20 protein-coding genes are annotated in these 20396 nt (G+C 56.0%); 13 read left to right on the top strand and 7 right to left on the bottom strand.

Translation table 11 applies throughout. The features are described 5' to 3' along the window. Positions 1 to 63 precede the first annotated feature (63 nt). Positions 64 to 1113, top strand: coding sequence for an NAD(P)-dependent alcohol dehydrogenase (locus tag H7849_RS04660; protein WP_186744550.1), 1050 nt, complete (start codon positions 64 to 66; stop codon positions 1111 to 1113). Between the two features lie 18 nt (positions 1114 to 1131). Here H7849_RS04660 and H7849_RS04655 read toward each other — a convergent pair whose 3' ends face one another. Together H7849_RS04655 and rlmB are read right to left on the bottom strand one after the other, a co-directional pair. Then, on the bottom strand, positions 1132 to 3042 hold the full coding sequence (locus H7849_RS04655) for a M1 aminopeptidase family protein (RefSeq protein WP_186744549.1): 1911 nt from the start codon (positions 3040 to 3042) through the stop codon (positions 1132 to 1134). Then, a complete protein-coding gene (rlmB, locus tag H7849_RS04650) occupies positions 3039 to 3830 on the bottom strand; it encodes a 23S rRNA (guanosine(2251)-2'-O)-methyltransferase RlmB (protein WP_186744548.1) in 792 nt (263 codons plus the stop codon). The genes H7849_RS04655 and rlmB overlap by 4 nt, the downstream gene beginning before the upstream one ends. 112 nt (positions 3831 to 3942) lie before the next feature. Between rlmB and H7849_RS04645 the strand changes: the two genes are divergently transcribed. Genes H7849_RS04645 through H7849_RS04630 form a run of 4 tightly spaced genes read left to right on the top strand, consistent with a single transcriptional unit; the run spans position 3943 to position 5887 of the window. Next, on the top strand, positions 3943 to 4632 hold the full coding sequence (locus H7849_RS04645; protein ID WP_432756523.1) for an RNA polymerase sigma factor: 690 nt from the start codon (positions 3943 to 3945) through the stop codon (positions 4630 to 4632). Continuing rightward, complete coding sequence (locus tag H7849_RS04640) at positions 4629 to 5018, top strand: hypothetical protein (RefSeq protein WP_186744547.1); 390 nt, start codon at positions 4629 to 4631, stop codon at positions 5016 to 5018. The genes H7849_RS04645 and H7849_RS04640 overlap by 4 nt, the downstream gene beginning before the upstream one ends. A 6-nt stretch (positions 5019 to 5024) precedes the next feature. Further along, positions 5025 to 5567: a zinc ribbon domain-containing protein gene (locus H7849_RS04635; protein WP_186744546.1), complete on the top strand. Its 543-nt coding sequence runs from the start codon at positions 5025 to 5027 to the stop codon at positions 5565 to 5567. Between the two features lie 38 nt (positions 5568 to 5605). Next, entirely contained in the window at positions 5606 to 5887 is a 282-nt protein-coding gene (locus H7849_RS04630; protein ID WP_186744545.1) for a DUF2164 domain-containing protein, read from the top strand. A 46-nt stretch (positions 5888 to 5933) separates the two neighbouring features. On the opposite strand, the gene H7849_RS04625 is transcribed toward H7849_RS04630, so the two are convergent. Then, positions 5934 to 6971 (bottom strand): glycosyl hydrolase family 17 protein, encoded by a 1038-nt coding sequence (locus tag H7849_RS04625; protein ID WP_186744544.1) that lies wholly within the window; start codon positions 6969 to 6971, stop codon positions 5934 to 5936. 141 nt (positions 6972 to 7112) lie between these two features. Between H7849_RS04625 and H7849_RS04620 the strand changes: the two genes are divergently transcribed. Further along, the gene (locus H7849_RS04620) at positions 7113 to 7931 is read left to right on the top strand and encodes a LytR/AlgR family response regulator transcription factor (protein ID WP_186744543.1); all 819 of its coding nucleotides are present in this window, start codon (positions 7113 to 7115) and stop codon (positions 7929 to 7931) included. 5 nt (positions 7932 to 7936) lie between these two features. Here H7849_RS04620 and H7849_RS04615 read toward each other — a convergent pair whose 3' ends face one another. Continuing rightward, positions 7937 to 8734, bottom strand: coding sequence for a DUF2490 domain-containing protein (locus H7849_RS04615; RefSeq protein ID WP_186744541.1), 798 nt, complete (start codon positions 8732 to 8734; stop codon positions 7937 to 7939). A 58-nt stretch (positions 8735 to 8792) separates the two neighbouring features. Further along, complete coding sequence (locus H7849_RS04610; protein WP_186744539.1) at positions 8793 to 10028, bottom strand: hypothetical protein; 1236 nt, start codon at positions 10026 to 10028, stop codon at positions 8793 to 8795. Positions 10029 to 10135: 107 nt separating this feature from the next. Between H7849_RS04610 and H7849_RS04605 the strand changes: the two genes are divergently transcribed. The 7 genes from H7849_RS04605 (at position 10136) to H7849_RS04575 (ending at position 18391) form a co-directional block, all read left to right on the top strand. Further along, positions 10136 to 12208 (top strand): M13 family metallopeptidase, encoded by a 2073-nt coding sequence (locus H7849_RS04605; protein WP_186744537.1) that lies wholly within the window; start codon positions 10136 to 10138, stop codon positions 12206 to 12208. A 143-nt stretch (positions 12209 to 12351) separates the two neighbouring features. Continuing rightward, a complete protein-coding gene (locus tag H7849_RS04600; RefSeq protein WP_186744535.1) occupies positions 12352 to 12891 on the top strand; it encodes a GbsR/MarR family transcriptional regulator in 540 nt (179 codons plus the stop codon). After that, entirely contained in the window at positions 12888 to 13811 is a 924-nt protein-coding gene (locus H7849_RS04595; protein ID WP_186744533.1) for an SAM-dependent methyltransferase, read from the top strand. The genes H7849_RS04600 and H7849_RS04595 overlap by 4 nt, the downstream gene beginning before the upstream one ends. A 204-nt stretch (positions 13812 to 14015) precedes the next feature. Beyond that, on the top strand, positions 14016 to 14945 hold the full coding sequence (locus tag H7849_RS04590) for a DMT family transporter (RefSeq protein ID WP_186744531.1): 930 nt from the start codon (positions 14016 to 14018) through the stop codon (positions 14943 to 14945). 168 nt (positions 14946 to 15113) lie between these two features. Then, on the top strand, positions 15114 to 15836 hold the full coding sequence (aqpZ, locus tag H7849_RS04585) for an aquaporin Z (protein WP_222439764.1): 723 nt from the start codon (positions 15114 to 15116) through the stop codon (positions 15834 to 15836). Positions 15837 to 16113: 277 nt separating this feature from the next. Continuing rightward, on the top strand, positions 16114 to 17172 hold the full coding sequence (locus H7849_RS04580; protein ID WP_186744529.1) for a G1 family glutamic endopeptidase: 1059 nt from the start codon (positions 16114 to 16116) through the stop codon (positions 17170 to 17172). 211 nt (positions 17173 to 17383) lie between these two features. After that, positions 17384 to 18391, top strand: a complete 1008-nt coding sequence (locus H7849_RS04575; RefSeq protein ID WP_186744527.1) for a G1 family glutamic endopeptidase — start codon at positions 17384 to 17386, stop codon at positions 18389 to 18391. Positions 18392 to 18514: 123 nt separating this feature from the next. On the opposite strand, the gene holA is transcribed toward H7849_RS04575, so the two are convergent. Both holA and lptE read right to left on the bottom strand, forming a co-directional pair. After that, positions 18515 to 19651 carry a DNA polymerase III subunit delta gene (holA, locus tag H7849_RS04570; RefSeq protein WP_186744525.1) on the bottom strand — a complete coding sequence of 379 codons (1137 nt, stop codon included), beginning with the start codon at positions 19649 to 19651 and terminating at the stop codon, positions 18515 to 18517. Positions 19652 to 19799: 148 nt separating this feature from the next. After that, positions 19800 to 20324, bottom strand: a complete 525-nt coding sequence (gene lptE, locus H7849_RS04565; RefSeq protein ID WP_186744523.1) for an LPS assembly lipoprotein LptE — start codon at positions 20322 to 20324, stop codon at positions 19800 to 19802. Positions 20325 to 20396: the final 72 nt, after the last annotated feature.

Raw genomic sequence — 20396 nt, 5'->3', positions numbered from 1 at the left:
GCCATTTTCGTTCTTAGACAATCAATCCCCTGAAAAATTTTTACCTGGAAAGAGACATAAAACATGCCGAATGCAAAGGGTTATGCCGCTGCCGTCGCCAAGGCTCCACTTCAGCCTTATTCTTTTGAGCGCCGCGAGCAGCGCGAACACGATGTAGCCATTGAGATTAAATATTGTGGCATCTGCCATTCCGATATTCATCAGGCGCGCGACGAGTGGGGCGGCGCAATCTTCCCCATGGTGCCGGGCCATGAGATTGCCGGAATTGTCACTGGTGTTGGCAGCAAGGTTACGAAGTTCAAGGTCGGCGACAAGGTCGGTATCGGCTGTTTCGTCGATTCGTGTCGCACTTGTGAGCAATGCAAAGAGGGTCTGGAGCAGTATTGCGCGGTCGGCGCTGTCTGGACCTATAACGCCAAGGAGAAGGACGGCGAGCCGACCTTCGGCGGCTACTCCAACAAGATTGTGACCGATGAAAACTATGTTCTGCGCTTGCCGGACAATCTTCCGCTGGATGGCGTTGCGCCGCTTCTCTGCGCAGGTATCACGCTGTATTCCCCTCTCAAACATTGGAATGCGGGACCTGGAAAGAAAGTCGCGATTGTAGGCCTGGGCGGACTTGGGCACATGGGCGTGAAGCTTGCACACGCTCTCGGGGCTGAAGTGACGGTCCTGAGCCAGTCGCTGCGTAAGCAGGAAGACGGCAAACGGTTGGGCGCTGATCACTACTACGCGACATCTGATCCGAAAACGTTTGAAAAGCTTGCACGGTCGTTTGATCTCATCATCAACACGGTCGGTTCGGATATGGATCTGAACCCGTACCTCGAACTGCTGAAGGTGGATGGATCGCTGGTTGTTGTCGGTCTTCCGGACAAACCGGCGTCGATTGCTCAGTTTGCACTCGTGCTTGGACGCCGCAGCCTGGCAGGCTCCGCAATCGGCGGCATCCCCGAGACGCAGGAGATGCTCGACTTCTGCGGAAAGCACAACATCGTCAGCGATATCGAAGTGATCCCGATCCAGAAGGTCAACGAAGCCTATGAGCGCGTGCTGAAAAGCGATGTGCGCTATCGCTTCGTGATCGACATGGCTTCACTGAACGCGAATTAACACACCGGGGCAAGCAGCTTACTGCTTGCCATCCGTCATATTGATGTCGTGCCGGTGAACACTGGCCTGCAGCTCCGGCACGACGCCATCGTTTACGATCACCTCGGTTGGCAATCCCTGAACGAGCATGCGGTGCGTCACTTTGGAACGCGCGGGAATCTGCACACGCACCGTTTGCGTTGACGCCTGCGAGCGCACCGTAACCGGCACCTCTGCTGCGGCGTAGCCGTCGTTCGCGAGGTCGATGGCCACGATATACTGCCCCGATTGCGATGACGTTGCCGGGTAAATGGCGGCGATGGATAGATCGGGTAGTCCTTTGTCGTGATAGACCCAATCGTCGAAGAACCACTTCAAATCCTTGCCGCTGGCCTGCTCGACCAAATGCTCGAAGTATTCGGGTGCTGTGTCCTGCTTTGGGTCGTAGGCGCGCAGGGCTGCCGCGAGAGCTTTGTCTCCAGCCAGATCGCGGAGCATCCAAAGCACATAGGTGGATTTGTTGCGGTAGTAGACAGCATCGGCTGCCTCGATCAGGGGTTGCCCCGAGCCCTCGCCAGGGCTTGAAGGCTCGCCTACCGCCAGTGCACCGCGCGATGCTTCGAGATGTTCGAGCGCGGCATCGCGGCCTTTGGTCTGCTCGATCCAGAGCGTGCCCAGAAAATTCGCCACACCTTCATTCAGCCACTGACGCGGAGATTCGAAATACGCATGCGCCATGCCGTGGCTTAGCGCGTTGGCCAGATCCTGCGGCTCAAGCGCCTGCAGACCGGTAGCGGTCACGGCTCCCTGCTCAAAGGCGGCGGCGTGCTTATCGGGCAGGTCGAAGATGGTAAGAGGCTCTTTCGGCTTGCTGCCGAGCCACTGCTCGATGAGCGGTTGCACCATGGTGGCCGCAGTCAGATAGCCCTGCACGTTCGGTTCGTCATAGTCGGCGGCGAGAACACGTATGCCATTCGCTTCATGCGTAATGCGGGTGGCAAGAAAGAGGTCGAGTGTGCCAAAACCGAGGCGTGTTGCCGGTAGTGAAAATGTGACGACGCCAGGGAAGGACGCCGTAGGCGTGACCGCGGGAGCCTGAACGGCGATGAAGTGGCCATCGATGACCGCGGAATTCGGAGCCGTTCCGATGTACTCGGCAGTTACCCGCATCGAAACCTGCGCGTTCTGCGAGCGCAGCTTCTGACGCCCAATCTCGGTGAAAAGCTTTGCGCCCTCGCCCAAAGCTTGCGGCACAGACGATACCGGATACCAGACCACGTCGCCAAAACCGCGCAGCCCGGTGAAGTCCTCAGAGATTTCATCCCAGTCAGACTGTTGCGCAAGGTCGGCTGGCGTGCCTATGTCTTCGAGTCTCTTGGTCGAGGCTGGAATCGCGCCGCTATATACGACATTGAGCGACTGCTCTGATTGGGGAGCGAGCGGCTTCGGCAAGACTACAACAACTTCACGCAGCTGGCCCGTATGGTCGGCATCGCTGTTGATGATCTGCTGGCTGAAGGCGAGCTTCTGGCCCTCGATGCTGATGCTTTCAAACTTGAGGGATGACGAGAGCTGCAGCGGAAGCTGAGTGAGTGCCTGGCTACCGTCGTTGCGAACCGTCACTCTCGCGCGGACGGCGATTCCCTGCTCCTTGAGTTGCAGATGCACGTCGAGATCGTAGGCGGTGAAAGTTACCGCTGAACGCTCTGTGTCACTCACCTTCGCATTTGCCGATTCCGCCTCTTTCGCCTCAGGCTGCTGAGCGTCTTTCGACGAGCGCGAGAACAAGACCTTGCCGCGCGGGGGCGGCAGCTGATCGTCCTGAGACGTGGGCTGCGCCTGTTCCTGCGTTGCGGCTGGCTTCGCCTGAGTTTGTGAACTGGGAGCCTGCTGCGCGAAGACAACGGCACTGCATACAACTGCCGCCAGAAGCGGCGTTACTACCTTCATGAACCTAAACCTTTTTGCTCTTTCTTTTTTGCAGGGGCTATAACCTTCGGCTCGGCCTTTGCTTCGCGCCGTTGCCGGGCGGCTTCATACAGGACCACGGCCCCTGCCACTGACACGTTCAGCGACGCCACATTGCCCGCCATGGGAATGCGCAGCAGGTGATCGCAGTGCCGCCGCACCAGATCGTGCAGGCCTGCACCCTCCCGTCCCAGAACCAGCACACAGTTAGACGTGAAATCGAATTCCTCGTAAGACATCGTTCCGCGCTCGTCGAGCCCAACGCACCAGAGGTCGTGCTCCTTGAGCTGCTCAAGCGCCCGGCTCAGGTTTACGACGCGGGCGATGGGCACGTGCTCGGCTGCTCCGGCTGAAGCCTTGATGGCGACCGGGCTCAGAGGCGCGGAACGGCGTTCGGTGAGGATGACGCCGTCAGCCCCGGCCCCATCGGCTGTGCGCAGAAGCGCACCCAGATTTTGCGGGTCTTCCACGCCATCGAGAGCCAGCAGCAGGCGCGACTTCCCTGCGAGGCCGTCGAGAAGATCTTCCAGCTCAAGCGTAGCTTTGGCCCGGACGACGGCGACCACGCCCTGGTGCCCGGGAGTTTTGGCAAGTTTGGTGAGGTGGTCACGCGGCTCGAAGCGGAGGCGGACGCCGGATTCGCGGCAGGCGTCGATGATACGCTGCAGGCGCTGGTCATGCCGCTCGCGGGCGACGCAGACGTGGTCGAACTGGCGGCTTCCGGCGCGCAGAGCCTCCTCCACCGGATGCAGCCCGTAAAGAACTTCCATTGAGTCTAGTGTATCTCTTGCGGCATCGTATCTATGTGCCGGATAATAAGAGTGTTAGCGGATCGCTCCTAAAGTTGCGCCACGTGCTCTCATCCGCCGCCGGGAATTTGCTATGAGTCCGATTGAAAAAGTGCAGAATTTTCTCTCCAAGAGAGTCTTTGGCGGTTCAGAGTCCGTCTCTCAACCTAGTATGAGCACAGCCTCCATCTCATTGACGGCACAGTCGCGACAGGAGAATGTCCTGATCGCGCAAGGACTGAAGCGACACGATGAAGGCCTGCTTGACGAGTTGATCGTGCAGTATCAGCATCGACTGCTGCGCTACCTGCTGTATCTGACGGGCAACCGCGAAGTCGCGGAAGATCTCTTTCAGGAAACGTGGATGCGGGTGCTGATGCGCGGTGCGCAATACAACGGCAACGCCCGCTTCGATACCTGGCTCTTTACCATCGCGCGCAATCTCGTCATCGATATGCGGCGCAAACGGACAATGGTGAGCCTCGACGAATTGTGCGAGAACGCCGAAGATGAGCGCGCATTCGAGGTGCCCAGCAACGGGCCGAATCCGTTTGAGCTTTACCAGGGATATGAAAATGGCCAGCTTGTGGCCAAGCTGCTCTTGACTCTCGATCCGCTTCACCGCGAAGTGCTAGTCCTGCGTTTTCACGAGGAGCTTTCGCTCGATGAGATCGCCCATGTAACGGCAGCTCCGTTGTCCACGGTGAAATCGCGTTTGTATCGCGGGCTGGCTGCGCTGAAGCCACGGCTTGAAGCGATGACCCGGCAACAGGAGGCTTTGTGAAGCAGCCGGGACCCCTTACAAATCCACAAGCTGATTGGCGGAATGCAGATCCACAGATCATCGAAATGCTGGCGGGCATGAATGCCGCCGCCGACATGAAGGTGGTTCAGCGGACGCGGCGTGCCGTGATGCTGGCTGCGGCTGAATTGCGCGAGCAGCGGCGGCGCAGTCGCCGGAATATGGCGGTTGTCCTGCTGACGATCGCTGTGTTTGCGATGGTTCTAACGCCTGCGATCTGGAGCAGCGTGGACGACTTTCTTGGCGGTGAGCAGTGGTTTGAGCTGCCCGGCATGGTGATGGTTCTCGTGCTGTTGCTCTTTTCCACCATCGTTGCGGCACTCATCATTGGCTTCCGAGGCCAGCGACAGATGCACGGACGGCGATAACGGGCGATGGCAACCAATTATTCAAACCGGGAAGAGTCGCAGACGTCATTCTCCAGCGAGCTGAAGCTGATTCCTCGTTGGTCGGTGGCGGCGGCCATCCTGGCCTTTGTGGTCATGGAATATCTCTTCTGGGTTGTGTTTCCGCATGAGCGCCATCATCCCGGACCGCCATTCGGATTGCGTCTCTACTTCGCGCTCTCATGGGGCGCGCTGGCGTCGCTCTACATGCTGATGGTGGGCTATATCAGCAACGATTCGCCACGCCGCGGCATGAGCGTGCGCATCTGGATGATCATCTGCCTGGTGATGCCTGGAGGTATCGGCGCTGTGCTCTATTTCCTGCTGCGTCAGCCGATCATTTCACTCTGCCCGGCTTGCGGCACGCATGTGCAGAGCGAGTATCATTTCTGCCCCCAATGCGCGTATCAGGTATCCGCATCGTGCGGAAACTGCTATCGCAGCGTACGTATCACCGACCTCTACTGCGTGAATTGCGGCCATGATCTCGCCTCGGACAATCGCCCGGCGCGACTGCACGCATTCCGCTAGCAAACCCGATACACTCTCTCGGGAGAGTGCTTTCTCTGATGACCATAATCGAACTCCCAAAGCCAGTCCGCGCTCAAGCTATTACTTCGATTCAACACTACTTCGAAGAGAATATGTCTGAACCTATCGGCGAGTTGGCCGCAGGGCTGCTGCTCAGCTTCTTCATCGAGGAAATCGGACCTGTCATTTACAATCACGCGATCTCTGAGGCGCAGACTCGATTGCAGCAACGCGTGTCCGATCTTAACGGTGAACTGTATGCGGATGCGTTTCAATACTGGCCCAGACTGGACGCAAGGAAGCGGAAGAATTCCCGCTAGTATTCCGGATACGTCAGGGATCGGATTCCTCGCCGACACGAATGCCTCAGAGCGTGTATTTCTGCTTCACATCTCTCAGCGTGTACTGGCCAGGCGCTGCAGAGGTGCCATTTGCTTGCCAGATTCCGAAAAAGGCTTCGCTGTTCGATCCATTCGGCGAACCCTTCCACGGTTCGTCATAAGCCTCAAACATGAATGTCTTGATCGCGTTCGCAACTGACCAATTCTTGATGGCCTCGTAGTGCCACTGGGCTTGCTGCGTGCTGGCCAGAAAATCGTTCGGCTGTGCTGGCTGAGAGCCCTTGCTCGGCCAGCCTGTTTCTCCAATCCGAATCTCAGTCGATACTTTTTGGCTCGAGAAGGCACTCTTGAGTGCTGCCAGTGTAGCGTTCATGCTGTTAGTCACCGCCTGGGTGAACGAAGCTTGATTTGGATTCCTCCCGATCTGACCGGCAATGTTGGGATCGAAATAGGCATACATATTCGCGTATACGAACCCCTCACATGCGGACAGCAGACTGAGCAGCGCTTGTCGCATGGCGGCATACCCCGGTGTTGCGTTACTGACTCCTCCCAGCACATCCCACTTTTGACGGGTTGTGACGGGCAGAGTGCGCTCATTGAAATTCGGGGCTCGCTTTGACTTTGCGTAGTTGATGAGCTCAACGATGGCTTGCGTCGAATCAGGCCCCCACAAACATTCATTGCCGATGACGAGTTCGATTACGTTGCCATGAGTTCTTGCCTGATCGAGTGCGTAATTGATCTCGGTCTTGGTCCATTCGACATTCAGGAAGTCTTTACCGGGGTCCGCTCCCTGTTGGTAACAGCCTGCAGAAACCTTTAGTCCCACATTTTTGGCGGCCTGGATGTTGTACCGGTTGGAATCTTGAATGTTAGGAACGTTTTGCCATACAAATGTGCCCTGTCCGTAGGTGGCGATTAAGGGAAATCCCTTCGCGACGGGACTGAGAAGCTGAGTCACCTGCTCCAACGTGTAGGTGTTGAAAAGGACTAGAACATTGTTGACCCATGGCCCCACGTAGGGAGAGAAGGCGATTCCATAAATACCTGTTGCAGCCATGTCATCCTCCTGCAACTAGAGAATAATCTCCATGAAACCACGATTTGACATGACGTAGAGCGTCTCACGTCACTCATCTCCCTTCACCTCTCGCGTTTGACCTCCCTTTCTGCGGCTTCCTATACTTAATCTTTGTGCTCTATGGCAATGACTGCACTCATCATCGATGACGAAGAGCTGGCGCGTGAAGAGTTGAAGTATCTGCTCGACACGACAGATGTGGAAGTGCTGGCTCAGGGAACGAATGGTATTGAGGCTGTCGATCTGATTCGCACGCACCAGCCCGACGTCGTCTTTCTCGACGTGCAGATGCCGGGGCTGGATGGTTTTGCCGTGCTCAAAAAGCTGCTGGAACACGGCGACGGCGAGCATCTTCCGCAGATCATCTTTGCCACTGCCTTCGATCAGTACGCAGTCAAAGCTTTCGACGTAAACGCCATCGACTACCTGCTGAAGCCCTTTGACAAGGCACGTGTGCTGCAGGCGCTGGAACGCGCGCGGCAGCGGTTGCAGGAAGTGCATTCGCACGACGACAGCGCGGTGAAACACGGCGACTTGAGCGGAGACATCCGCATCGGCGCGCTGCTCAAGCTCATCGAGCAGCAACAACAACCGCAGCGCCACAGCGGAAAAATCGTATTGCAGGCGCAGAGCCGCCTGCTGCTCATCGATCAAAAAGACATCTGCTTCGCTTCAATCGACGAGGGCGTGATCACGGTCGTAACGCCAACTCTTGAAGGGCAATCGAAATGCAGAACACTCGAAGAATTGCTCGACCTTCTCGATCCGTCAATTTTCTGGCGCGCGCATCGCTCCTATGTCGTCAATATCAACCACATCAAGGAAGTTGTGCCGTGGTTCAAAAGCAGCTACCAGTTGCGCATGGACGACAAGAAACAGACCGAAATCCCGGTGAGCCGCGCGCAGACTCGCAGGCTGCGCGAATTATTCAAACTTTAGTCCCTCTACTTGTTCTTGTTGCGGGCCTTCCACGCGACTGAAACGCCAAAGATACTGGCGTTCTTCCAACCAACGGGGAGATTCACCGACTGAAGCATGTAGTAAAGCCGCGTCGATAGATAGCCGGTAATCGGCAGCCGGATTCCCGTCTGGAAGCGATTCTGCGTAAAGGCGCTCCCACTGGAGAAGCTATTCGTACCGGGGACAACGAAGATCTCGTCATTCACAACCAGCACCGGAGGCCTTGTCACCCGAAGCGGAAGAACATAGTCGATTCCCGGCCGAAATCGTAGACGTGCGGAGGCAATGCGGTTTTCGGGGAAACGTCCCTCAGTCAGCATGCGGAAATTCGGCCGCCATCGGCCTGTCGTTCGCAACAGAGTCAGGTTCAGCAGAAGACGATTCTCATAAGAAGATGTTGGGTTACTTGGATAACGCGCATAGCGATAACTCGGCAAGAGCATGAGCCATGGCCTTGGACGAAATGCCAGGCCGGCCTGGCCAAAATACTCGAACAGGTTCGAAGCCCCATCGTCGAAGCGTTCGTGAAATTCGGATTCCAGAGATTTCGTCTTCGACAGATCGAAAGAAATTCCCTGATCGAGCCAGAGCCCGATCTGATGCTCGTCTTCCGGGTCTTCCGGCTGCTGTTGCTGCGCGCGGACAGGAAAGACAATGCAACAGCACAGCAGAAGGAGGATAAGGACCGTTCGATGATTTGCGGTGCGGTGAAAACTGGAGACGTCGTCATCGCTCTGCGGTGCGCGAGCCCATCGTCCATTGAGATGGACCCGTAATCTCATCGAGACCCAGTATACCTAGAGAGGCGACACCTTTGGTTCTGCAATCACTCAGGGATACTTAATGCGACACGGAAACGGGCGGCAGGTCGTACACCTCAATGGCGCCCTGGCGCAGAATCGCGAAACGCAGTCCATCGGGTGAGAGTGCGTAGTTCTGCCCCGCGCTGAGAATCGGTGTTGCATTCTTGACAAGACGCAACTGACCGGTCTGCGTATCGAAGACTCCAATCATCTGGTTCACGATGTTGGTTTCGTCGATCGGGTCCATGATGCCGACAGAATGATTTACCTGCAAGGAACTATAGGCGAAGCGGCTTCCGTCCTGCGTAAGCTGGAACGTTGGCCAGATATAGCGGCTCTCCCACTTCTGTTGCCACAGGGTTTTCCCATCAAGGTTCACCGCCATTACCTGATGATCATTGCTGGATCGGGGGCAGGTCATCACCAGAGTGACATCGCTGCTGATTGTTTCCTGAGAAGGATGGCAGTTGGACTGAACCTCGGTTAGTGTTCGCGCCTCGCCGTGAAATGGCATGTAGCGAATGAGCCATTTGTTCTCCTTGCCCGGAATCGCCTGCAGGTGGCCTTCGCCCATCATCGGAATCTCGACTGCATTTAGCGTCTCAGCGTGAGCAATCACAGAGCGCGTGTCGGCACGCATGATGTAAATCTGTATTGGCTTCGGCTGAGGCGTCGGATCTCCGAGCGTTGGCACGGTGCTCGCGACCGCCTGCCGGTTTTCTTTCTTGCTCTCCGATTCAACGACCAGCATCTTGCGGTCCGGCGAAATTTGGACCGATTCAAGCGCTGTTTCGAGGTTTATGTAGGGTTTCAAGTCCAGCGACGTGTCGGTAACGAAGAGGCTGCTGCGCTGTCGCACAAGAAAATGCCCCTCAGCCAGGCGCCACAGATAACGTGAGCGGTCGTGCATGCGCCAGTCTGTTTTGGCCGTCACGTGGCCGCTGGGTAACTCGAGAACAACGGCTCGAATCGTCTGGTCTTCGTCATCCGGTGGCTCATCCGGCAGGCGCTTCATCAGCCCCGGCAGCCGGAACGTGAACAGCAGATGATCCTTGTCGATGAAGTCGAGAGAAATCGATGACAGCCGCGATGTCAGATAAAACGAGCTTGGTGCGACAAATCCCAGCGGTTCTACGGGAATGCTCAGATCAGGCTTCGGCCCTGGATCGCTATTCTTCTGCCCTGCGCGCGCCTGAGTTGTTACACACAGGAGGGCCATGAAGAACGCCAGCAGCATTCGGACCGGTACCGGCAGGTCCATCTTCAAACCCATGCCCAACATTCTCCTACAAAAAGGAAACGATTGACTTTCTTCGTTCGTATGTTTTTGATAACGCTAGCTTGCCTTGTTTACCTCATAGGCAACTTTTTGAGGCCTGTATGCCCTTTTTGAGAACATCGATTGTCTCCGGCATGATGCTTGCCGGCTGTCTGATTCCTGCGTGCCTGAACGCTCAGGATACTACTGACATGCAGAAGAATCTTAAAGCGCTTGACCCCAAGCTCATGGATACCAGCGCCGATCCATGTGTCAATTTCTACCAGTATTCCTGTGGAGGATGGTCAAAGCAGAATCCAATCCCAGCGGATGAATCCTCCTACGGACGCGGCACCGAGCTCGAAAACCAAAACCGTCTCGTGCTGAAATCCATTTTGGAAAAAGCAGCAGCGGGTGGTTCAGAACGCAGCGCGAATGAGCAAAAAATTGGTGACTACTATGCAACATGCATCGATGTAAATGCAGTGAACGAGGCCGGGCTGAAACCACTGCAGCCGTTACTCGACCGCATCGCCGCGCTGAATTCGAAAGATGGCCTGCCGGAACTGACGGCTTACCTGGACAGTATCGGGATCGGCACATTCTTCGGCTTCAGCTCCGATCAGGACTATAAAGATGCGACGCAGCAGATCGCTGAATTCGATCAGGCCGAGCTTGGCCTTCCGGAAAAAGGGTATTACGACCGTACAGACGACAAATCTGCGAAGCTGCGTGACCAATATAAAGAGCACGTCGCCCGCACCTTCGAACTGCTGGGCGAGTCGCACGAACAGGCAGCAAAGGACGGCGACACGGTTCTGAAAGTCGAGACAGAATTGGCGAAGCATTCGCTAACCAACGTCGAGCGGCGCGACCCGCAGGCACTCTACCACAAGATGACGCTGGCCAATTTCGAGAGCAGCGCTCCGAACTTCGCATTCAACAAATACTTGCGTTCGCTCGATATTCCGCCGGTGGACTCTTTGAATGTCACCGAGCCTAAATTCTTTGTTGGGTTGAACGAGGTGCTGGCCTCGACCGATCTCGATTCGCTCAAGGCCTATCTGCGTTGGGCGGCGGTACGGCAAACGCCGAGCATCGCATTGCCACAGGCGCTCGATGAAGAGTCATTCAATTTCTACGGCAAGATTCTTGAGGGCCAGCCTGAGCAGCAGCCGCGCTGGAAGCGCTGCGTCCGTTCCACGGACCGCGACCTGGGCGAGGCATTGGGTCAGGTGTATGTTGCCCAGCGCTTCAGCTCGCAAGACAAGCAGCGCACGGTTGAGCTGACGCATGACATCGAAGCCGCTATGGGGCGCGACATCGATCAGCTCGAATGGATGAGCCCGGCGACCAAGACGCGCGCGAAGGAGAAGCTGCACTCCGTCGCCAACAAGATCGGATACCCAGACAAGTGGCGCGACTACTCAAGTCTGGAAGTGGTTCGCGGAGATGCCTTCGGCAACGCACGCCGCGCAGTGGCATTCGAAGTTCACCGCCAGATCAACAAGATCGGCAAACCCGTCGATCGCGGCGAATGGGGCATGACGCCGCCGACCGTAAATGCCTACTACAATCCGCAGATGAATGACATCAACTTCCCTGCCGGAATTCTGCAGCCGCCATACTTTGATCCGCGTCAGGATGATGCCGTCAACTACGGCGATGCGGGCGGCGTGATCGGTCACGAGCTTACGCATGGCTTCGATGATGAAGGCCGCCAGTTCGATGCGGCAGGCAACCTCAAAGAGTGGTGGACTCCGGAAGACGAAAAGAAATTCACCGAGCGCGCCGATTGCGTCGTGAAGGAATACGACGGCTTCGTAGCAGTCGACGATCTGCACGTGAACGGCAAGCTCACGCTCGGTGAAAACATTGCCGATCTCGGCGGATTGAAGCTCGCCTTCCTCGCCTATCTCGATCGCGCGCAGAAAGCCGGTGTGGATGTGACGAAGAAAGGCGATGCGGAATACGGCGGCCTTACTCCGGACCAGCAGTTCTTTGTCGCTTTCGGGCAGAGTTGGTGCCAGAACAACCGCCCTGAAGACCTGCGCTTGCGAGTGCAAACCGATCCGCACTCGCCGGAAGAATTCCGCGTCAACGGCGTCGTTGTAAACTTGCCGGAATTCCAGAAGGCCTTCGCCTGCCAGACCGGCCAACCCATGGCCCCTGCAAAACGCTGCGCCATCTGGTAGCAATCCGCTAAGACAATCGCGCCCGCTCCTCGCGGGCGCGGAACCCAATGGAAACTTTTTTTTGAAACCGCATGGAAACATTTATTTCGGTATAGCTTGTAAATTCAGTTTATACTGAAATTACAGTCTCAGGAGAATATTCCATGACCCTGTCGAAAGCTGCGCTCGAATTCATACTTCACTGGGGCGAGATGGGCAACCGCTGGGGCGTGAACCGCACAGTCGCGCAGGTACATGCACTTCTGTATCTGTCGCAAGAACCGCTCACGGCAGAAGACATCGCTGAGGCACTCCAGGTAGCCCGGTCGAATGTCAGCAGCAGCCTGCGTGAGTTGCAGAACTGGGAATTGGTTCAAATAACGCACCAGATCGGCGATCGCCGCGACTTCTTCTCTACCTCGCACGATGTATGGAGTCTCTTTCTCACGGTGGTAAGGCAGCGCATGGAGCGCGAGATTGAGCCCACCATCGCTGTACTTGGAAGACTTGCCACAGAAACACGCGCGGAAAAGCCTGAGGTGGCGGCACGCATCGCTGGCATGCACGCGTTTCTACAGGAACTGCACGGGTGGTACCAGCAGGTGATTGAGTTGCCGCCCAGCACATTGCGCACCCTCGTGAGCATGGGCGCAGGCATAACTAAGTGGCTGCCAGGCCAGCGCAAGGCAAAGGGGGAGAAATGATTGCCGCGGACGTCGACGCTATCAAGGAATCTGCAGCTCAAACAGTGGCTGCGGCAAAGGCCACACCACAGATCGGCCTGGAACAGTATTACAGCGAAGCAGGTCCCGACTATGCAGCCTGGAGCCGCGAATTCAATATGCATTTTGGGTACTACCAAGCCGGGACAAACCCTCTGCATCGCGAAAGCATGTTGGAGCAGATGAATGCAGAGGTGCTCGCACGGCTACAGTTGGATGATGTCGCGGAACCGCAACTGCTCGATCTTGGCTGCGGTCTCGGCGCCACGCTGCGCAGTTTGGCGCGCCGCCTCCCGAATGCGCGACTGTTTGGACTAACGCGAGTTCCATGGCAGGTGGAACAGGCGCGCGCTCTAAACGAGGCAGCCGGATGCAGCGAACGCGTGCGGCTGATCGAGGGCGATTACGAAGACACTCTCCTACCGCCTGCCAGTTACGATGGCGTGTACGCGCTTGAAAGCAGTTGCCATGCGCACGGTGCAAATAAGAATGCGTTGCTGGCGGAGGCGCATCGCTTGCTTCGACCCGGCGGACGTCTCGTTGTTGCGGACGGTTTTCTCAACAGCAACCGGTTCGCCAACACACTTCAAAAGCGCATCTATCTCAAGCTCTGTGAGTGCTGGGTCATTCAAGAACTGGCACAATTGCATCTCTTCACGGCACGACTGAAACAACTTGGGTTCGCAGATATTACCGTTGAGCACTTGCAGATGCGTGTCGCTCCTTCGGTCGCACACATCCCTTGGGTGACGCTGAAGTTTCTGCTCACGGATGTAGTGTTCGGCGAACGAAAAATGACCCGTGCTCGCTGGAACAACGTGCTGGCTCCGGTATTGTTGCCGCTCGTCGGCGCACCATTGGGTCCTATGATCTACTGCATGATCACAGCGACAAAATGCTGAACACTGCGAGTTATTCTTTACCAGTCAGTTATACACTGCTAAATAGATGCGGCTTAGTCCGCTGATTCTAAACAATCGCCGCACGGCACAGCCCTCGTAACCATAACAAAATAAACGATCTTAGCACAAACGACCGGGGTACTACCGAATCGTCACAGCATGAATCGGAGCGCGCCGATTTCCAGCTTGTGCCACAGTGAATACATGCCTTCAATTGCAACCAACAGCGTAAGAATACCCACTCGTGCCTTGATTGGCTATGGGGCATGCGCGCTTGCCGGATGCTTGTGGGGAACAGGGTTTTTCTTCGGCAAGATCGCGCTGGCTGAGATGTCGGTAGGACACATGGTGCTCTACCGCTTTCTCTTTGCCTGCCCTCCGCTATTCTTCTTGCTGCGCCGGCCGGGATTCACGAGCCGCGACTGGACACTGTTGCTGATCGCTTCGTTTCTTGGAATTCCCGTGCAGTACTTGCTGCAATTTCAAGGGCTGGCGATGACCACGGTTAGCCACGCGGCGCTAATGGTCGGCACTATGCCGGTGATTCTCGCCGTGGGTGCGTCGATCTTCGCGCATGAGCGGCTCGATTGGATGGGATGGCTGGCCCTGGCCGGATCGACCGCAGGCGTTTCGATGATCGTCCTCGGAGGTCATCGCAGCCCATCAGGACATGGCCCTACACTCGCGGGAGATCTTCTGATCGTGATTTCTCTGCTGATTGCTCTGGCGTGGGTCCTGCTGAACAAGCACCTGATGCAAGGCCACTCGCCGATGGCCGTGACCGCCTATGGTCTGCTCACTGGCACGGCCATGCTCGCGGTGTGGGTTGTCTTCAGGGATGGTACGCCGCCGGTGCATGGGGTCAGCATCAAAGCATGGCTCGCACTCGCCGCCAGCGGTCTGCTGTGCAACGCTGCCGCCATGCTGCTATGGAACACGGGGATTCACCGCGTACCTGCCTCACGCGCAGGGGTCTTCCTGAATATCGAACCGGCTCTCGGTTCGATTCTCGGCGTGAAGTTACTGGGAGAGACACTGGGCCCGCTGGCGTGGATCGGGGGTGGACTGATTCTCGCAGCCGCCATCACGCTGACTGCAGGAGGCAAGGGCGTAGAAGAAGTTGTCGTTGAGTAGCGGCTCAATCTAAGCTCCGCATATTCAAGCAAATACCACTGATTCCTTCGCTCATCTTCTCGGCCCGGGAAAATTCAACGAAATTCCTTCGCATTCGTAAGTCATTCCGTGTTAGCGTTTTGGCGATTCAGAACTCGCCCATGAGGCGCATGCTAGGAGGAATCGTTTGTGACACCAACATTGATTCGTCGTTCGGTCGCGGAGTTTCTGGGTACATTCTGGCTCGTCTTTGGAGGTTGCGGATCTGCCCTGATTTCAGCGGCGTTTCCTGAGTTGGGCATCGGCTTTGTCGGCGTTGCGTTTGCATTCGGATTGACGGTTTTAACCATGGCTTACGCCATCGGCCATATTTCGGGATGCCACCTGAATCCCGCTATATCCGTGGGACTGGTTGTCGGCAAGCGTTTCCCGGCGAAGGACCTTCCCGCCTACGTCGTTGCGCAGGTGTTGGGCGCAATTGCGGCTTCCGGCGTTCTCTACATCATTGTTACCGGCAATCCGTCATTCAACGCCGCGAGCAGTTCGTTCGCCTCGAATGGATTTGCCGAGCATTCACCGGGTAGCTATTCGCTGCTGGCCTGCTTTGTTGCCGAATTCGTTTTAACCTTCTTCTTCCTTTGGGTGATCATGGGCTCCACAGATAAGCGCGGCGTGCCTGCCGGCTTTGCACCGATCGCAATCGGTCTGTGCCTCACGCTCATTCACCTGATCAGCATTCCGGTTACGAATACATCGGTAAATCCCGCACGAAGCACGGGACCGGCCATCTTCGCTGGATACTGGTGGCCGTTGCAGCAGTTATGGCTCTTCTGGATCGCGCCTATTCTCGGTGGGGCGGTCGGCGGTGCGGCCTACCTCTTCCTTTTCAAGGAACCCGATAAATCTTTTTAACCCCGAAGTAGCCTTCCATAACCAGGAGCGGTGTTGTTACGAATGCCGCTCCTTTCCTATTGCAGACAACATATAAGCAACATCCTTTGTTCCTATCAGCATTTCCTCAACTGAGTTAGAAGAGATACGCAAAGGTTACGCAATCGGATTTATGGGCGAAGAATATTTTTCCAGCCCTCGTAACGGAATCTCTGCTTCTTTCACTACTTGTGCGTAAGACATCTCTGGGCCTCGGGGCCACCTCCCCAAAATCCTACAAAAGAAAGAAGTAGAAACGATGAATCAGCGTGTGTTCTCTCTCGTTTCGGCATTGCTCCTTGCTGCGCCTCTGACAGGCGTAGCTCAAGAGCAGCAGCTGCATCAGCTGAAGCCGAATGAACTTGCAACCAATGTTGCGGGTGTAACCACAATCGCAGCTCCACCAAAGGGATTTAATCCTCTTAGCGCCTCTGATCAGGAGCTGGAATACTACGGCTTCCCGCCGCGGCCGAACGAGGTCGACGCTCCAAAAGCATTCGCGAGCTGGCAGAAAGCGATGAAGGCATCTCAAAACCGCGTGACACCTGTACTCGAAGTCACCAAGAACTTTGCTGGTCCGGCGAAATTGAAGGCTGGCGCGAGTGCTGCCGCACCTGCGAGCGGCAACGCAGCTCTCTCCTATAACTGGAGCGGCTACGTCAATACGAATGGAGTTACCAAGTATGGCAGCTCTTCTTTCTATTACATTATCGGCGACTATGTTGTTCCCGTTGCCCGTCAGGCTTACAGCAAGTGCGACGGAACCTGGGACTACACGGTAACGTGGGTCGGAATTGATGGCTGGGGATCAGGCGATGTACTGCAAGCCGGTAATGAAGCTGATGCATATTGCAGCGGATCCACGAAAGCTACCTATTACTCAGCATGGTATGAGTGGTATCCCTATGGCTGGACACGCATTCCCAGCCTTCCAATTGCTCCTGGCGATGATCTCTTCGTTGAAGTCTGGAGCACCTCCTCAACCGCAGGTCATGCTTATCTCGTGAACTACAACACCGATCAGTATGTGATCATCAACTTCTCTGCGCCTCCGGGAACGCAGCTGGTAGGCAACAGCGCAGAGTGGGTTGTGGAGCGCCCGGGTGTTGGTGGTGGTCTGGCAACACTGTCGAACTATATTTCGGATTACTTCTCGGATGCTTATGCTTATAACTTCAGCTACAGCGCAGTCGATCCGGGCAGCGCGGGATCGTTCCCTGTAACCATGCTCGACAACAACGGCTATGCCATTTCGTATCCCACGCCTCTGGGCGTGAATGCGATCTGGATGCAGGACGAAGGCTCAGCTCGGTACTAATTCTGGATCAAAGAATTAGGGCCATCTGCCTTGCGAATGACGACGCGAACCTGCGTCGTCATTCGTTTTTGTGTGTATGGAGTGACGATTAAGTTAGAGATTCCAAACTCATCGGAAACGAAGTGCGTGCCGGCCTCACTACTTCTATGTAAGTCATCCCTGGGCCTCTGGGCCAAATCCATACAACTTCATACAGAAAGAAGCAGGAACGATGAAACAGCGCATGTTTTCCCTCGTTTCGGCTCTGCTCCTTGCTGCGCCTCTGATTGGAACAGCGCAGAACCAGCAGCAGCTGAAGCCGAATGAACTCGCGACCAATCTCGCGGGTGTAACTACAATCGCAGCTCCTCCGAAGGACTTCGATCCTTTAACGGCCTCCGATCAGGATCTGGAATACTATGGCTTCCCGCCGCGACCGAATGAGATCGCTGCGCCGAAAGCGTTTGCCACATGGCAGAGAGCGATGGCCGCATCTACAACGCGCATCACGCCTGTACTTGAAATCAGTAAGACCTTAGCTAATCCATCGACAGTGAAGGCCGCACCACCGAGTGGCAGTTCCGGACCTGTTACCTCGACCAGCTGGGCTGGCTATGTTAACAAGAATGGAGCTACCACTTATGGAAGCTCTTCCTTCTACTTTGCGATTGCAGACTATGATGTGCCGAATGTGCGACAAGCCACGTGTGATGGCGGCTGGGATTATGCAGTAACATCTGTTGGCCTGGACGGCTGGGGATCGAGCGACGTTCTCCAAGCTGGAACGGAAGAAGCGGAGTACTGCAGCGGCACGGTGAGAGCCTCCTACTACGCTCCCGTCTATGAGTGGTATCCCTTAGGTTTGACGAGCGTCACCAGCATGTCCATAGCGCCCGGCGATGAGTTGTTTGTTGAAGTGTGGACGACTTCTTCTACCAGTGGCCATGTCTATCTCGTGGATTACAGCACAAATCAATATGTCATCGTGAGCTTCGCGGCTCCCGCTGGAATCTATCTCGTAGGCAACAGCGCACAGTGGGGGATGTCGCTTTACGGCGGTCTGGCTACGCTGAAGAACTACATCTCTGAATATATGTCGAATGCATATGCTTATAACTTTAGTTACAGCGCGGTAGATCCCGGCAGCGCGTCATCCTTCCCAGTGGATATGGTGACTGGACTCGGCGCGATTGCCACTCCAACACTACTGGGACCCTCTGGAATCTGGATTCAAAACTGAGGTTGCTTTCGATACTAATTTTCGTCCCTGAAAACCCCGTTGATCTGCCCTGCAAGAGGACGATGCGCAAAGCGCGTCGTCCTCTTCGTCACTGAATTGCTTCTTGTCTGCGGACGACTAAGTTTAGAGATCCATAGCATACTGGGTCGAGGATGGCAGTAACTGTGCGGGCTTCGGTTCGCTGGCCAGGTCCATCACCAAGCGCTCCAGCACGAGTTTCTTATCCGGCGGTTGCGAGCGAAGCTCTAAGTCTGCCCGCGCAATGAGGCGCAGAGCGCGGGTCAGCTCCCTCTTCGATTTGTAGCGGCGTGCCTGGCGGATCAAATCTTCGGCTGCGAAGGGTGGCATGCGAAAGCCCTGCCACAATGCCTGCCAGATTGCGCGTGAGTCGCGCACATTCTTTTCGAGGATCACGAGCATCTGGCGGAAGGTGCGCGCCAGCATGTAAAGATGTCCGATCGCCGCATCTTCGCCGCCGTCAGACGCGTTCAGCAGGCCAGCTAACAATGCGAGAGCGCGCCGCTTATCTTTGGCTGAGATGGCGTCGGTCAGTTCGTACAGTGAGCGTTGCTTCGCTGCCAGGACCATCGTTTCGACATCGCCCAGCGTGATGAGCTTTTTCGGACCGGCGTAGAGCGAGAGCTTTTCAAATTCGCTCGCGATGAGCATCATGTCCGCGCCGAGTGCATCGACCAGCTCTCTCGCTGCGTCCTGTTCCAGCTTAATCTGCTGCTTCTCAGCTTCCGCCAGCAGCCAGCGCAGCGCGTCGCTTTCATCGACGCGGGCCAACTCGACGATGCCGCAGTGATCGCCAAGAGTTTCGCGGATGCGCTCATAGCGGTCCTTGTCCGTCATGTCCATGCGGCGCGGGTCAGATGGAATGCGGAGGTGGTCGGCGATGAAGATGAGCATTGCCTGCGGATTTGGCGAGCGGAAGTAGCCGTCAATTGCGGCGAACTCTTCCTTTTTTGCGCCGCGCGTGTAGAGCTGCTTCAGGTTGCGAATGAACAGCACTTGAAAAGGCGCCATCAGCGACGGCGTCTGAGCGCGGTCAAGCGCTTCAAAGATGCTCATCTCGGCAAGATCGATATCCGACAGGCAGAAATCGCGCAAGTCAGCGGGGACGAAGACTTCTAATACGGCGCGTCGGCAGCGCTCGTAAAGAAAGATCTCATCGCCGACAAGAACGTAGCCGGGCCGCAGTTTGTTGCTACGCAGTTCAGCGAGGAAGCGGTCAGTAGAGGCGAAGCCTGCGCCCATGCCTAGATCGTCTCCTGTCGGAGCGAAAAAGCGGATTCTTCGACTGCGCGCTTTCCCCACTCCATTGCACAAAAACGGTGCGCTGGGGACCCCGGTCTTCGCGCTCCTCCGCTCAGGATGACATCATCGTTGGTGCGTGTGACTTGCATCAGAAGGATTCCAGAATATCGGAGACGAGCGCCTGCGCAAAGTCACGTGAGAGACGTTGCACGGCAGCGGGGTCTTCCTGAATAAAGCTGACCAGGTCCTGCGTGGTCTGGTACTGCTGGCGGAAACTGTAGGTTTTGTTCTCGTAGAGCACGCGCTTGTCCCTATCAAGGACTTTGACGCTGGCTCCAACGCTAATGAGATAGCTCGACGACTGACCTGTCTGGATGTTGTAGGTCAGAGGAATCACCTGAAAGCTGTTGATCGCGCCTTCCAGCACGGCATCGCCTTCATCCTGCTGATCCGTTGCCAAAACCTTGTATGGAGTGCGGCTGGCGAATTCGCGGATCACTGCATTCGTGAAAGACACTTCTGTGTGGAAGGACTGCGTGTGGTTGGCAAAAGTCGGCACGGCCAGCGTGTGCACCGTCTTGGGTAGATGTGCCGCGGAGTTGACTGAGTGGTAGCCACAGCCCGTGAGCAGGCAGATCAAAGCAAACAATGCAGCCAGAGGAAAACGAGACATGCTGTGACATTCTCTCATTTCACAGATAACCTTTGCTCTTCCCACATATTGTTTCTAAGCACTTTATTTTCA

The sequence above is a fragment of the Alloacidobacterium dinghuense genome, from assembly GCF_014274465.1.
In the GTDB taxonomy this organism is placed as follows: domain Bacteria; phylum Acidobacteriota; class Terriglobia; order Terriglobales; family Acidobacteriaceae; genus Alloacidobacterium; species Alloacidobacterium dinghuense.
Note: the sequence above shows the minus strand (reverse complement) of the source record. Positions and strands in the feature narration are given on the sequence as shown.

What these genes read in the sequence shown, in the direction of transcription:
- H7849_RS04580 (WP_186744529.1), top strand. Translation starts at nt 16,114, where the DNA reads ATGAATCAGCGTGTGTTCTCTCTCGTTTCGGCATTGCTCCTTGCTGCG.
- H7849_RS04600 (WP_186744535.1), top strand. Translation starts at nt 12,352, where the DNA reads ATGACCCTGTCGAAAGCTGCGCTCGAATTCATACTTCACTGGGGCGAG.
- H7849_RS04635 (WP_186744546.1), top strand. Translation starts at nt 5,025, where the DNA reads ATGGCAACCAATTATTCAAACCGGGAAGAGTCGCAGACGTCATTCTCC.
- H7849_RS04645 (WP_432756523.1), top strand. Translation starts at nt 3,943, where the DNA reads ATGAGTCCGATTGAAAAAGTGCAGAATTTTCTCTCCAAGAGAGTCTTT.
- rlmB (WP_186744548.1), bottom strand. Translation starts at nt 3,830, where the DNA reads ATGGAAGTTCTTTACGGGCTGCATCCGGTGGAGGAGGCTCTGCGCGCC.
- H7849_RS04625 (WP_186744544.1), bottom strand. Translation starts at nt 6,971, where the DNA reads ATGGCTGCAACAGGTATTTATGGAATCGCCTTCTCTCCCTACGTGGGG.
- H7849_RS04620 (WP_186744543.1), top strand. Translation starts at nt 7,113, where the DNA reads ATGGCAATGACTGCACTCATCATCGATGACGAAGAGCTGGCGCGTGAA.
- H7849_RS04595 (WP_186744533.1), top strand. Translation starts at nt 12,888, where the DNA reads ATGATTGCCGCGGACGTCGACGCTATCAAGGAATCTGCAGCTCAAACA.
- holA (WP_186744525.1), bottom strand. Translation starts at nt 19,651, where the DNA reads ATGGGCGCAGGCTTCGCCTCTACTGACCGCTTCCTCGCTGAACTGCGT.
- H7849_RS04575 (WP_186744527.1), top strand. Translation starts at nt 17,384, where the DNA reads ATGAAACAGCGCATGTTTTCCCTCGTTTCGGCTCTGCTCCTTGCTGCG.
- H7849_RS04590 (WP_186744531.1), top strand. Translation starts at nt 14,016, where the DNA reads ATGCCTTCAATTGCAACCAACAGCGTAAGAATACCCACTCGTGCCTTG.
- H7849_RS04630 (WP_186744545.1), top strand. Translation starts at nt 5,606, where the DNA reads ATGACCATAATCGAACTCCCAAAGCCAGTCCGCGCTCAAGCTATTACT.
- lptE (WP_186744523.1), bottom strand. Translation starts at nt 20,324, where the DNA reads ATGTCTCGTTTTCCTCTGGCTGCATTGTTTGCTTTGATCTGCCTGCTC.
- H7849_RS04610 (WP_186744539.1), bottom strand. Translation starts at nt 10,028, where the DNA reads ATGGGTTTGAAGATGGACCTGCCGGTACCGGTCCGAATGCTGCTGGCG.
- H7849_RS04660 (WP_186744550.1), top strand. Translation starts at nt 64, where the DNA reads ATGCCGAATGCAAAGGGTTATGCCGCTGCCGTCGCCAAGGCTCCACTT.
- H7849_RS04655 (WP_186744549.1), bottom strand. Translation starts at nt 3,042, where the DNA reads ATGAAGGTAGTAACGCCGCTTCTGGCGGCAGTTGTATGCAGTGCCGTT.
- H7849_RS04615 (WP_186744541.1), bottom strand. Translation starts at nt 8,734, where the DNA reads ATGAGATTACGGGTCCATCTCAATGGACGATGGGCTCGCGCACCGCAG.
- H7849_RS04605 (WP_186744537.1), top strand. Translation starts at nt 10,136, where the DNA reads ATGCCCTTTTTGAGAACATCGATTGTCTCCGGCATGATGCTTGCCGGC.